This is a genomic window from Paenibacillus ehimensis NBRC 15659 (genome assembly GCF_004000785.1).
Lineage (GTDB): Bacteria > Bacillota > Bacilli > Paenibacillales > NBRC-103111 > Paenibacillus_G > Paenibacillus_G ehimensis.
Map to the genome: position 1 here is coordinate 43,495 of NZ_BILX01000002.1, position 14,385 is coordinate 57,879.

Annotated in this window: 6 protein-coding genes and 1 pseudogene; 3 read left to right on the top strand and 4 right to left on the bottom strand. The window is 55.2% G+C overall.

The window, feature by feature from the left end:
* Positions 1–1,254: 1,254 nt before the first annotated feature.
* The 3 genes and pseudogenes from PEH01S_RS36060 to PEH01S_RS01400 all read left to right on the top strand — a co-directional run.
* Positions 1,255–1,335: pseudogene (locus PEH01S_RS36060) on the top strand (hypothetical protein); the annotation flags it as partial.
* Positions 1,336–1,688: 353 nt separating this feature from the next.
* Positions 1,689–1,877 (top strand): ATP-binding protein, encoded by a 189-nt coding sequence (locus PEH01S_RS36065; protein ID WP_407669407.1) that lies wholly within the window; start codon positions 1,689–1,691, stop codon positions 1,875–1,877.
* 182 nt (positions 1,878–2,059) lie between these two features.
* Positions 2,060–2,725, top strand: a complete 666-nt coding sequence (locus PEH01S_RS01400) for an NAD(P)H-dependent oxidoreductase (RefSeq protein WP_127483686.1) — start codon at positions 2,060–2,062, stop codon at positions 2,723–2,725.
* A gap of 71 nt (positions 2,726–2,796) precedes the next feature.
* Here the strand turns inward: PEH01S_RS01400 and PEH01S_RS01405 are convergent, their stop codons facing one another.
* From PEH01S_RS01405 to PEH01S_RS01420, 4 genes are all read right to left on the bottom strand, one after another.
* Positions 2,797–3,603, bottom strand: a complete 807-nt coding sequence (locus PEH01S_RS01405) for a potassium channel family protein (RefSeq protein ID WP_164827618.1) — start codon at positions 3,601–3,603, stop codon at positions 2,797–2,799.
* A gap of 363 nt (positions 3,604–3,966) precedes the next feature.
* Positions 3,967–7,119, bottom strand: a complete 3,153-nt coding sequence (locus PEH01S_RS01410; protein ID WP_164827620.1) for a fibronectin type III domain-containing protein — start codon at positions 7,117–7,119, stop codon at positions 3,967–3,969.
* Between the two features lie 216 nt (positions 7,120–7,335).
* Complete coding sequence (locus tag PEH01S_RS01415) at positions 7,336–12,684, bottom strand: fibronectin type III domain-containing protein (protein WP_127483689.1); 5,349 nt, start codon at positions 12,682–12,684, stop codon at positions 7,336–7,338.
* 238 nt (positions 12,685–12,922) lie between these two features.
* Complete coding sequence (locus PEH01S_RS01420; protein WP_025852200.1) at positions 12,923–14,137, bottom strand: multidrug effflux MFS transporter; 1,215 nt, start codon at positions 14,135–14,137, stop codon at positions 12,923–12,925.
* Positions 14,138–14,385 lie beyond the last annotated feature (248 nt).

The following is a 14,385-nucleotide window of genomic DNA, read 5'->3' on the forward strand; positions in this document are numbered from 1 at the left end:
CCGCCGGATTTCGAAGAGCAAGCCGAGATTGACCGTATAAGAAAAGAAATTGCCTTACTGCAACACACAGAAAACAATATTTCATCGAACGCAGAGCGGGAGAAAAACAACCGGATCGAGAAGGAAATCAAGAACTATCTTGATTTTCATAACAAACAATACGCTGCCGTCAAACACAGCTTGTCGGCCCGCAAGGGCTTCTTCCAATATTATGTCAAGGACCTCGAAACCGGTGAGATCTATGCCAATCGGGATTGGGACCCCTCTCCGGGAGAGAAGCAGGAGGCGTTTTATGCCATCCGCTTGCCGCAAACGACGTTGGAAGGCGGCGCTCTGCAATCGATCAACCGTTCTTTCCAACAGTATCGGCTGGAAGGCACTTTTCTGTTTCCGAAGGAGCCCCGCGGCTTCAGTCAAATGATTGCCGACCACGCTTACTTTAATACGCTGCGGGAGCGGTTAATTTATGAGCTGTACCTGCTGGGGGTCACCGTGGCGGCTGTTGCCGCGCTGATCTTTTACTTACGCCGAAACCGTCTTGGTATCGAATTTGTACAGCAGAACTATACAGCCACTATTCACCGGATTCCGCTGGAGCTCCGCCTGCTGCTTATCTATGGTCTCTCGATGTTTGCGTTAAGCTATGGAAGCTCCGCCGCCTTGTTCCGGCTGCCTGTCACTCCGGGCCATTTCGCACAATGGACGCTGCTGGCGCTGCTGATCGGCTGTCTGGGACTCCTGCTTGGCGACACAGCGCTTCTGCTGCGCAACCCGCAAGCGCTTCGGGAGCAATGGAGCGCAGGGCTTTGCCGCAAGCTGCAAAGCTATGTCCGGGCTAAACTGGTTGATCGACACATCCTGACGAAGGCCGTCTTGATCTTCGTAATGACCGTGCTATTTGGGGTCTTCCTGTTCGATGTTATTGATCGCACAAGCTTCCATTACGTTGATAACAGATTCTCCTTCTCTGAAGGATATGTTCTCTTTTATACGTTCGTCGTCATTCCTTACCTGTTCCGGCGAATCCTGACCTTCTCCCGCATCCTGACCGGCGCGGAAGCCATCGCCTCCGGCCGGTTCGACCATACGGTCGAGGAGAAGGGACGCGGCAGCTTGGCCCGGCTGGCGCACCTGCTGAACAACATCAAACAAAGCATTAAGACCTCCGTGGAACGCGAGACGAAGAGCGAGCGGCTCAAGTCCGAGTTGATTACGAACGTCTCCCACGATCTGAAAACGCCGCTGACCTCCATCATGAACTACGTCGATTTACTCAAGCGCCAGGACTTGCCTCCCGAAACCGTCGCGAGCTATGTCGAGGTGCTGGACCGGAAAACACAGCGGCTGAAGGTGCTGATCGACGATTTGTTCGAAGCGTCCAAAATGGCGAGCGGGTCCGTCGAACTGGCGGTGGAAAACGTCAACGTCGCCGACCTGCTGCAGCAGGCGCTGGCCGAATTCAGCGACAAGATCGAGGCTTCCTCGCTCACCTTCCGCGTCCGGGTGGACAACCCGAAGGTCACCGCTCCGCTGGACGGCCGCAAGACGTGGCGCGTCTTCGAGAATCTGATCAGCAATGCGCTCAAATACGCGATGCCGAATACGCGGGTTCACCTCGCGTTAACCGAGGAAGCGGACAAAGTGTCTTCACGATCAGCAATGTGGCCGCCTATGAGCTCAACTTCAATGTGGACGAAATTTTCGAACGGTTCAAGCGTGGGGACCCATCGCGGAATACCGAAGGCTCGGGCCTTGGGCTCGCCATTGCCAAAAGCATCGTCGAGCTGCAGGGCGGACAGCTTCGCATCGATATCGACGGGGATTATTTCAAGGTGCGCGTCGAGTTCGGCCGGGAAGCAAAGGCCGCCGCGTCTTGAATTCTATAAGCCCGAGCGTGTGGAAAGAAGAGGTCCGGGAGACAGCTCCCGCGGCCTCTTTGTCATAACAGTATACAAATGGGAACTATATAACAAAAATGTGCGTACTTACGTATTGAGATGCTGGAGGTTATAATGCTGAACAAGGACTCATCGAAATCATCGAAAGCGAGGCGTTACTTATGGAAGCAAGAAAACAGCAAATTTTAGAGGCATTTCAGTTCAGGCATGCGTGCAAGGAATTCGACAGCGGCAAAAAGATCAGCGACGCCGATTTCCAGTTCATTCTGGAGACCGGGCGGCTGTCGCCGAGCTCCTTCGGCTTCGAGCCATGGAAGTTCGTCGTGGTGCAGAATCCCGCGATCCGCGAAAAACTGCTCCCGGTCACTTGGGGAGCGTCCAAGCAGCTGCCGACCTCCAGCCATTTTGTCATTATCCTCTCCCGGACGAAAGCCGATATGGTCGCCGATTCCGACTATATTCAAAACATGCTGACGAACGTCAAGCAGCTTCCGGAAGAGATTCGCGCCAACTATACCAAGATCTACGGCAAGTTTCTGGAAGTCGATTTCCAATTGCTCGATAACGAACGCGTGATGTTCGAATGGGGAGCCCGGCAGACCTATATTGCTCTGGGCAACATGATGTCGGCCGCCGCGCAAATCGGTATCGACTCGTGCCCGATCGAAGGGTTCGACAAAGCCAAAGCAGAGCAGGTGCTCAGAGAAGAAGGGATTCTCCAAGGCAACTTCGGCATTTCCTGCATGGTCGCTTTCGGTTACCGCGTAAGCGAACCCCGTCCCAAAACAAGACAATCGCTTGAACAAATCGTGCATTGGGTGAACTGATCCCGGCCCTATAGACAACCCCTTCGATCCGCAGCGGAAGAAGGGGTTGCTTGTTTTACCGGCCCGTGCCGTTACCGGTCCGCCGCCGGCCGCCTGGGCCCCGAATACATTTGCTCGGCGAACGACTGGTCGGATATTTTGAAATGCGTGTCCGAGGCAATTTTCGTGAAATTGGCCAGATTTTCTTCGAGCACCACTTCCAGCGTGGTCCGCACATGCCCCGCTATCCGTTCCACGCTTGTCAAAATGAACGCCGTGCGGGCATCGGCATTGTACGGGTTCTCCACCTTCAGCGACTCGTCGGCAAAGATGAGGATCTCCCGGGCTTCCGCCAATCTGGCGCGGTGCAAGGTTTTGTCCCTGGAAGGAATCCCCCGGATAAACAAGAAGTTGTGCTCGTCCAGCGGCGCTGTGGCGAGGCGGTCATCGATTAGCACGACATCTGTGGACGGCTCGGTTTTGAGAATATTCTTGATCGTGATCCGGGCGCGGCCGCTCCAGCCGATGACGACGACATGGCCGCCGCCATGCTTCGTATAGTCCAAGTCTCCGTTCTTCCTTCTTTCTTGCCGTTCGACCAGCATCTCATAGAGCCTCCCGATAAATAAGGTAAACAATCCGACGCCGCCAACAATGAGCAGAATGCCCCACAATCGGCCCAGATCGGTTTTCGGAAACGTGTCCCCATAGCCGACTGTAGCGAGCGTCACGACCGTCCACCACAGTCCGTCGTAAAACCGGGGAAACTGCTCCGGTTCCAGAAGCGGCATAAGAACCGAGCTTGTGAGCACCAACAGCCCGGTGGCGATCGACAAGGTTCTCATGCGGATTCGGAACACGGAGAAAAACAGCTTGCGGAATTGGAACCAAAACCTCACTCCACTTCTCTCCTTCGCCAAGATGTGTAACAGTTCGCCGAGCAGCCGAAGAATTCTCCTCATCGCTGCGCGCGCAGCGGTCATGACGCCCTATATTTGCAGAGCAGATCGCAGTCCGTTCATTCCCCCGTTTCCGGCGTTTTGTTCAATTTGAAATCTATTTTCAGTATATGACGGCATACGATTTGTCTACAAGTAAGATTATCTGCGCCTCGCAGCCCATGACAGGCGAGACTTCCTTTGCTTCGATATTCTTCAACCGCAAAAAGTCCCTTCCGTCGACCGGAAAGGACTTTTTCATACAATGTTCCCCGTGAAACGCTTTTTTTTGTCGAAAAGAGCAAAGCTGCACTGAGCTCTCCCTCAACGACCGAGCGGTAAAGCTGCGACTTTATCCGCCACGTACTGCACGTCCGTGTTGTCAATGACGCCGTCGTTGTTCAGGTCGAACAGGCTGTCGTACTCCGGCTGTCCGGTGCGCGTGCCGCTGTGCTGCGAGATGAGCACGAGATCGCTTAAACCCGTCCGGCCGTCCCCGTCGAAATCCGCCGAACCGATGTGCACGGTCAAGCTCACCGGCCCCGGCATGGTCCGAACTCCTCCCCGGCTGTCGGCAAGCTGCGAATCCGGCTGCAGCGTGAAGGTGCCTCTGCCCTGCTGGAGCACAGAGAACCTTAATGTCGCGAGGCCCACGTTACCGTTCCGCCCGGGTGTCTTGCCCAGAAGAGACCCGCTGACGTGAACCCGGTCCGGTGACGGAGCATAGTAGCCTCTCACCGCGGTGGTCCCCTCCGTACCGAATTCCGGGTGCAGCGAAGCCTGCAGCAGCTTGAACTTCGCCGGATCGTACTGGAGCTTCGCCAGAAACGCATAGACGTCCGTCGCCTGATCCGCCCGCACCTGCAGCTCCAGCACCGAGCCGACGTTCAGGAAACCGGGCCGGGCCTGCAAGCGCCCAAGCTCCGTCGTGCCGTACGCCCCCGTCGTTACGGATACGATCGGGTTATTGCTGCTGAAGCGCCCTCCCGCATCCCACGCCTGAACGGAAAACGTATACGCCGTGCTTGGCCGGAGTCCGGTGACGTCATACGCATACACATGGCCATAGACCGTGCCGACTACACTGCCCTCCTGGTATATGCGGTAGCCTGCCGCTCCTTCGGCCGGCGTCCAATTTAACGACAGCGATGTCGCCGCTATCTTCGACGCGCTGAGCTTGCTTCCCTCGGGCCATGTCGGCCCCTGCGATGCGGAGGAAACGATGAAACTCGTCTCCGAATCCGCTCTATTGCCCGCTTTGTCCCGTGCCGAGATCGACAAGCTATGCTTGCCGGACGCCAATCCGTAAGCCGCCGCCGTCACGGCATGCGCAGCGGCGTCATAGCCGGCCTGCAAGTTTCGGTTATCTACCTTTACCGTAACCGAAGCCGGATCGACGCCCGTTTCATCATCGGTAATGATTGCCGATACGAACAGATTCGATTCGGATACGGTCTGTCCGTCTGCCGGCTGCACTTGACGAATCAGAGGCGGCATCCGATCGGTCACGGGGGCCGATTTCGTCGTCGCCTCCACAGACGGACCGGTCATGCTCCAATGGCCCGCCGCATCTCCCGCTTCCACCTTGAACCGATACGTTGTCCCCGGCTTCAATCCGGTGACGGTGTACGTCGTACCCGTGACGGTTGCGACGAGCTCCGAGCCTTGATACACCTTATATCCTGTCACCGCTATGTCGTCCTGCGCAGGGCTCCAGGACAGACGCACGCTTTCGGACGTCACTTCCGCAGCGTCCAATCGGCTTTCAGCCGGCCAAGTCGGCGCGGAGGTATCGGGAGTTCCCGCATGGATCGCGAATAACGTCCCATAAATTTTCCCGAAAAGCTGCCCTTGTACCCATACAGGCTGAACCAGGGTGGAAGAAATCCGAATATAATCCTTCCGGCCGGAGGCCAGATTCTCACTGAGATAAAGACCGGTATCGTTAAAAAAGGCGACATCCCCGCGGCCCGTCACATAAGCAATGGAATGCTCTTGGTTCATGTCCGACAGTTTGCGCAGTTCCCCTTGCGGAGACCGTACCCATACCTGCCTGGCTTGTCCGTTTTCGCGGGTAAAAGCAATCCATCCGTTATTCACCTGATAATCCTTGCCGGGATTTGCATAATTAACTTCGCTTAAAAGCTGTTTGCCCCCAAGGCTGTGAACGACAATCGACGCACCATTATTTTTTTTCACCATGTAGACAATAAGCGTACCGTCTGTAACCGGAAAGTAAGGTTTCTTGTCCGTATCATATGTTATTTGCGTTACTGTTCCGTTTTCGTATTGGTAAACCTGCCGATTTTCCGACTCTATCGCCGAAAAGACAACTTTGCCATCAGCCGTAAGATCATGCCCCTCATTTGGGATATCTTTTGCCGTAAAAATATCCTGACATATGCCCTTCTTTAAATCGCGAAGCACAAGAATATTTCCGTCTCTCCAGTTTTTAGGGTTGATTAAGCGGACGTACAGGGCATAGCCATCCTTCACGTTTAAGCTATTAGCTTGACTCATCGTTCCCAGATCGATAAGACGGCCTTCCCGCCACTCCCATAGCCGGGCCGGGCCTGAATCATAATTCACTCCAAAAATTACGCCGTCTGACGTTAAATAGGCTTTTTCGAAGTAACGGCTATCCGTCGTCGTATAAATAACGGTCTCTTCTCCGGACGAACGATATTTTAAAACAAGTTGTCTGGCTTCCTCGCGAAAGTACACCATTTTGTCCGTACTAATATCCAAAATTCGGCCGTCTACCTGGTCCAGACGCGTCAGTTTGTCGCTGCTTTCAACATAAATATTAACGGTATAGTCGGTTTCTTGCGACGCGGAATCTTTCGCTTTAAAAGAAATACTTTTGGATTTCCCATCCAGATGTTCCAACGACACCTCTTGGTCGATCATATCTTTGGCTTTTATTTCCTGGTCGCCGACCCAGGCGGACAACGAAACGCAGCCTTTTGCCGTATCGTCATCCTTACATCTCGCCTGAATTCGAAGCTTTGGCGTTGCAACCTCTTTTGGCTTCGGTGCCAGCACTTCGATGATCGGCTTTTTATCGTAGGTCAGGTCGAACTGACGCGTTGCTTTATTGCCGTGGGAATCCACTGCGATCAGAGTGACCTTTTTTACGCCTCTGGTTAACGAGCTGATATTCATTTTGCCGCTCCAGTCGAAGCAGCCGTATCTGCGGCAAATATCGTTTTGGCCGTATTTTAACTCCAAAACTACGCCCTCAATTTGAGCGGTAACGCGGACGACCTCATACTTCGATTTGACATAGGCTCCGATCATAAATTCGCTATCCACCGTGTCGGCCGGGATATAATGTTCGGAAAAATAAATTTCTGCGGTCTGGGCTGCCGGATTCGCAGCTTCCGGGGAATCGGAGGACTCGGCGTACGAAGATTGCGGAAGAAGCAAAACAATGAACAACAAAAAAGCAATCATAAGGCGGTTGATGAGGGACAACGTACGGGCACCTCCAATGTGTATAGATACGTTTTGTATCAATAGTTTCATATAAACTGATAAAATACGACAAAAAAAGCACCCGTATAAAATAAAATTTAGGGATTTTGATACAAATTATAATTTTAAGCATCAGATGGACCACCAAAATAGGTGGTCCCTTATTGAGTTGCATCGCTTTTCGTATCTGTAGGATAGCGCCTGTTTCGCAAACTGTTACTTTTGCAGCAGCTTGTAAATCACCGTCGTCGCCTCCGCGCGGGTCGTCTGGGCGGTCGGCACGAATTTGCCGTTCTCGCGGCCTTCCATCAATCCGGCTCCAATCGCCTGATTCACTCCGGCTTTCGCCCAAGCGGAGATGTCTCCTTCGTCTGCATAACCGTACAGCTTGCCTTCTGCCGTCGAGATGGCGCCTTTTTTATGTTCGAACGCCCGCACCAGCAGCACCGCCATCTGTTCGCGGGTAATCCGCGCATCCGGCGCAAACCGCGTGCTGTCCGTTCCCTGCACCAGCCCGGCATGAACCGCCGAAGCTACCGCGCTGTAGTACCACGCATTCGCTTCCACGTCACCGTACGCCAGCGGCTTGTCGGCTGAGGCTTGCGGCAAGCCGAGTGCACGCACGAGCAGCGCAACGAACTCGGCCCGCGTCACGAGCTGTTCCGGTGCATATTTGTCGCCCGACACACCTTCGGCAATATGCTTTGCACTCAGCGCTTGAATGTAGCGATGCGCCCAATGCGTCGCCGCTACGTCGGCATAAGACTTCTTGTATTCGAGCACTGCATACTTCGAGGTATGGCGCAGCGCCACGCGGATTTTGCCTTCCGTACTCGCTTCCCCGCCTTCATATTCCCAACGCTGCTGCTGTTCGTTCAAGGAGTACACCCCGACAAGCGGCAGCTCCGTATCCGCCGTATTCACATTTAACGTCAACGTGACCGGCTGATCGAACCCGCTTAAGCGGCGTTCGGTGCCGTCCTTCTCGACGGCGACCAAAGCAATATCGTAGAACGATCCGCCGATGCGGACGGCCGCGCCGGACGCTCGACCTGCCGCCTGGATAAGCTCGTTCTCCGCTGCGGGGTCAACCGGCGTGAGCCGGACTTTGATCGTCGCTTCGTTGCCTGCCAGCTTCGCCAGCGCCGAGAGCACGGAAGCCGGAATGTCCACCGAGGCTCCGGTAGCGGCGATGTTTAGCGTTTTATCCGCTTGCCGCAACAGCTCGCCAACTTCCTTGGGCAGCGTCACTTCATGTGATTCGCCCGTCTCGATCGTCACGCTGGGCGTATCGCCCGCTTTCTTAATGAGCTCCTCGATCTGCTGCTTCGTGAACGTTCCTTCCGGCGTTGAAGCAGCCCCGCCACCCCAACCGAAGCTGGAGCAGCATGTCGACGTGCTGCCGACGCTTACCGTAAACGACGTCTTGGATTCGGCTTTATTCCCCGCCTGATCCTCTGCGTCGATCTGCAGTGTGTAGCTTCCGTTCGCCAAGGAGTACGTCGCCGCCGTCACGGTCGAGGTTGCTGCGTCATAGGTCGCTTTTAGCGCCCGATCGCCGACCTTGATCTTCACGGAATCCGGCTTCACCCCGGAGCCCGCGTCCGTTATCTTGGCGGATACCGCCGGAGTAGCGGTCGTGACCGTTGCGCCGTTCGCAGGAGCTACGTCGGCGATCACCGGAGCCGTTGTATCCTTAGAGGACGAGGACGATGTTTTTACGGATAATCGCGGACCATCCGTTGTCCAGCCGCCTCCCTTCAGCTCCGCCTCGATTTTAAACGTATACGCAGTATCCGGCTGCAGTCCCGCCAGCGTTGCAGAGTATACATTGTCCGCAACCGTTTGGACCCGGCTGCCGTTCTGGTATAGTCCATACCGAACAACCCCGATAGCCGGATTCCAGCTCAGCGTAACCGAGCTTGCTGTCACCTTCGACACGTTTAACGCGCTTCCTTGCGGCCAGCCCGGCGTCTCTTCCTGGCCGACGTCGACCAAGAAGCGGCTGGAAGACTCCCTCCAGTTTCCGGCCAAGTCCGCCGCGCGGATCAGCAGCGTATGATTGCCGTTCGCAAGCCCATAAGCCGCCGCCGTTACGGTATGGGCTGCCCCATCGTAGCCGGCCGACAGACTTTGGTTGTCGACCTTGACCGTCACCGAAGCCGGATCGACCCCCGTTCCGTTATCCGTAATCACTGCGGATATATGCGGATTGGACACCGTCACGGTTTGGCCGTTCGCCGGAAACACGCCGCTGATGACCGGAGGCGTCGTATCCGTCGCCCCTGTTCCGGTTTTTACCGTTACCGCCGGTCCGTTGTTGGTCCATACGCCCGCAGCCGGACTCGCTTCCACCTTAAACGTATACGTCGTATCTTTGGCCAAGCCCGTCACATCCAGCGAGTACACGTTCCCGGTCACCGTCCGCAGCTCCGTCCCGTTTTGGTACACGCGGTATGCTGCGGTTCCGGCCCCTGCCGGCGACCATGTCAGCTTCAGACTGGTGTCAGTCACCTCCGTCGCCGTCAAAGCGCTGCCTCTTGGCCACAGATACGACGGCTGCGCTGCCTTCCAAAACTCTTTTGCAATCGCCTGGTATCCTTCCACGCTCGGATGAATATCCGGTGTCGGCAAATAGGTGCCATAATCCGCCGCAATGGCGTCTTTCGTCGGTACGAACACCGCGCCTGCCTGCTGCGCCACACCCGCAATAGCTCCGTTGAACACATCCAGCGCTTGCAGCAAAGCCTCTTTTTTCTCGGGCGGCAGCGGCGCGTTATGGAATGCATTATAATAACCCATCAAGTATACGGGTGCCGCAGCATTAAGCTGTCTGATCTCTGCCAGGATGGCTGTCAGATTCCCCGATACCTGCCCGAAGAGCGTCCGCATCTGCTCCTCCGTTAATGTATACCCGTTTGCCTCCAGCAGCTGAATCAGATCGTTGGCTCCGGCATCCAGCGTGATAACGCCCGCCCGGCGGATATTCGCTTTCAGACCGATCCCGGCGCCGTCCTTGATGGCATTATTGCGAATGTCGGCCAGAACCTGAGCGGTCGTATAGCCCGGCACCGCGTAATTTTTCACGAATTCGTTCAAATAGCCGCTTTCCCGCAGGTTCTGCGCAAGGAAGTCCGCGTAGCCAAGGCCGATGGTGCGCGTCGGTGAAAAGCCTGCCGCAAGCGAATCGCCCAGCGCCAAATACGTCACGCCATCCGCATCGTTCTCCACTGAAACACGAATCGTCCCGGTCCACGTCGGCATCCGGTTGCCCGCTTGATCCGCGGCGTCGATCGTCAGCGGCAGCGTCCCGTTCGGAACGTTCCCCGTCAGCGCCACTATCGTTGAAGCGGCAGGCACATACTGCGCCGGAACCGGCTTCCCGGCCAGCTTTACTACAATCGACGCCGGATCGACGCCCGATTCGGCGTCGATTACCGTCGCAATAATGTTCGGCGATGACGTATATACCGTCTGACCGTTATGCGGACTCACCGCGGCGACCGTCGGCGGCGTCGTGTCCGCCGCCGGAACCGGCTTCGTCGTGATATCCACAACCGGCCCAGTCGTGCTCCAGTTGCCCGCCTCATCCCCTGCTTCCACCTTGAAACGGTATGACGTCGCAGGCGACAGCCCGCCGACGTCATACGTCGTCCCCGTCACGGTTGCGATTAATTCTGTGCCTTTATACAGCTTGTAGCCTGTCACTGCCTTATCGTCCTCCGGGGCGTTCCAAGACAAGCGGACACTGTTTGACGTCACATCCGAGGCATCCAAGCGGCTTGACTCCGGCCAAGTCGGCGGAGTTACGTCCGCCGCTCCCGTACGGACCGTGAACATCGTGCTGTTAATCGTCCCGATCCACTTTCCCTGCAACCATAACGGCTTTAACAGAGTTGACGAGATATATGCGTAGTCGCCCCGACCGGTAACGGGATTTTCGCTCAGGTACAGTTTACATTTAATGAAGCTCGGGTAATTATTAAAAACGACATCTCCGCGACTCGTCAGCGTAACAATAGTGCTGTCGGATCCGAGATCGGATACTTGCTGTTTCGTGCCGTCCGGAGCTTGAACCCAGACTTGTCGAATTCCATTCGATCCTTCCTTCGTAAAGGCGACCCATCCTTGATTGATCTGATAGTCGGCGCCTGCCGTCGTCATTTTGTCGAACGTACTCAAGGTCTGCGATCCTGCCGGCCCCTGAACAACGATGGATTCGGCCTGCTTCTTTGGATCTATTCGACGGGCATACACAATCGAGTTTCCGTCGGTTAGCGGATTGATGTTGCTGTTAGCCGTATCGTTCGTAATTTGAGTCAGAGTGCCTTGCGACCACTTATAAATGTTGTGGGTGCCTTGAGACATGTTTAACGTTGCCGAGAAAACGGCCTCTCCGTTAGCCGTTACATCCATGCCGGCAAAGCGCCCTTTCGGAAACACTTCCTGGTCCGTTCCGGAAACCAGATTCCGGAGTACAAGCCTGTATCCGTCAACTGTGTTATCCCCTAAAGCATAAGCGAATAAGGCATAGTTCCCTTTAACCTTCAATTCATCGATAGAACCCGGTCTGCCCAGTACAAGCAGTTGCCCGTCTCGCCACTCCACTACGCTGCTCCGATGACTATTCACGTCATTCGAAACAAAGATAGCGCCATGAGGGGTTAAATAAGCCGGGGAATTGCTATCGGGAGCCTTATCAGGCAAAGCAGGAATGGGTGTTACTTGGCCCGTCAGCCGATTTTTGATTTCTAGTTTTAGGTAATCGGTAAATGGCTTATCCTTATCCGGCTTAGCGTACAAGATACGGTCCGGGCTAATATCGAAAATCTTTTCTCCGTCAACCGTATCCATCCGGGAGAGCTTGTCGCTGGAATCGATACTGATGTCCCGCTGCTCTATCTTCTCCTGCCCTTTGGAATCCATTGCGGTAAAAACCAGCCGGACCGTACCCCCGTCCCACGAAGCTAAAGAGACTTCTTCATCAATCCGGTCCACGCCGCTAATGGTTTTATCCGAATCGCCAAGCCTAACCTTTAGCGACGTGCAGCCCACTGCGGCATCATCGTCCGTACAAGAAGCTTGGATCCGCAGCATGGGCGTTGCCACCGCTTTGTTCGCCGGGCTGGCAATTTGGATAACAGGCTTCTCGTCGTAAACTACTTGAAAGCTTTTCGTATCCCTATTGCCTCTGGAATCGACAGCGGTTATAGTAACCTTTTTTTCGCCTTTGGATAGACCCGCGATCCGAAGCTGGCCGGTCCAATAGTAGCATGCCATCCGAGTGCAGAAAGGATAATCCAGCTGGGTCAAATCCACCTTGGCCGTTTCGACCTCGGCGTAAAGCTGTTTGATTTCATACGTACTGTTCACATTGGCAGCTACGCGAAACTCGTTCCCGACAAACACCTTGCTCTCCGGATAATATCCGGTAATGAGGATCGGAGAAGTATCCGCCGCTGCGGCCGAGCCCGAGAATGGCAAGTAGGCCGGATGAGGAACAAGTAAAATAATGAACAACATGACAGCAATAAAACGGCGGATGCTTGAGGACATAGCTAACATAAGGCACCTCCAACATTAAAGATACATTTTGTATCTTGTTTAGCTATTTTACTCGTAAAATGATTTAAAATCGAGTACCTTTAAGCAGATTTTAGAATTTATTTTCCACAAAAGTTACAAACTGTAACAAAACACACAAAACAGCGGGAAACGCTCTTTTTCTTCTCTGCGAAACGCAAAAAAGACCTTCCCACACCGGAAGGTCGTAAAGATGCGGAGGTCCCGCAACGATCAAACTTTATTTTTCATACCGCCATACGAGCAGCAAATAGCACAGCACGGAGCCGACATCGGCTGCAGCGATGACAATACCCATCGGCACGGCGGTCTGATTGCCGGCGATGCCGACAAGCGGCGCCACAATCCCGCCGAAGATGAACGACAGCACGCCGAGCAAAGCCGAGGCGCTTCCTGCCGACTCACTCTGGTTGCGCATCGCCAGCGAGAAGCCGGCCGTGGACACGATCCCGACGCTGGAAACGACGAAGAACAAAGGCACCAGAATGGCATACAGCCCGGCTCCCGACAAGATCGCAAGCAGCAGCGCCACACCGGCGACCGAAGCGAGCGCCAGTCCGCTGACCAGCAGACGCTTGTCGCTGACCCGACCGGCCAGCCTGCCCGTGATTTGCCCCGCGAGTATGATGCCAAGGCCGTTAATCGCGAAGCAGACGCTGAACATTTGCGGCGAAACGCCGAAAATATCTTGGAGCACGAAGGGCGAGCCCGAAATGTAGGCGAACATGGCGGCAATGACGAAGCCCTGCGCCAGGGCGTAGCCCATGAACGTCCGGTCGCTCAGGAGACGGCGGAACGTCGTGAGCGTATTTCCCAAGCCCCCCTTGGACCGCCGCTCCTGCGGCAGCGTCTCGGGCAGCGCCAGCACGACTGCGATCAGCATCAAGACGCCGATCAGGCCGAGCACGACAAACACTCCTCGCCATGAGGTGACTTCGAGCAGCTGCCCGCCTACGATGGGCGCGAGAATCGGCGCCGCCCCGTTCACCAGCATCAGCAGCGAGAAAAACTTCGTCAGCTCCGTCCCCGAGTACATATCCCGCACGATAGCCCGCGAAATGACGATCCCCGCTGAGCCCGCCATCCCCTGGATAAAGCGCAGCAATACCAGCAGCTCGGCGGATGGCGCAACGGCACAGAGCACCGAGGATACGCCGTAGAGGATCAGTCCGATCAGCAGCGGCAGCCGCCGGCCGCGCACGTCGCTGACCGGCCCGGCATACAGCTGGCCGAGAGCCAGCCCGAGCAGACAAGCCGTCAGGCTAAGCTGGGCCATGGACGTGCTGCTGTTCAGATCGCCCGCCAGCTTCGGCAATGCAGGTAAATACATGTCGAGCGACAGCGGGCCGAAAGCGGACAACGAGCCTAGGATGAACACCATCCATATCCGGCGTGACGGCACGGAGCCTTGTGCCGAAGCTTCGAGCCGGCTCATAAGCCCAGTCCTCCGTTCTGCATCTTATACTCAAGTACAACCATTTCTACCCGATTCATAGCGCTACACATCTCTTTCTTATCCGTAGTTGGGGCAGAGGAATATTTCCCCATTTTGCGGCCCCTTGCTGTAACAATTATAGTTACATGTGAAATTAAATGTCAATCCACAATATGAAGGCTTCTTACTGCTGTTCAGATCCTAGCCGACCGTCCGAAAAGCAGCTAGCCTTTCACGCATAATTCTAG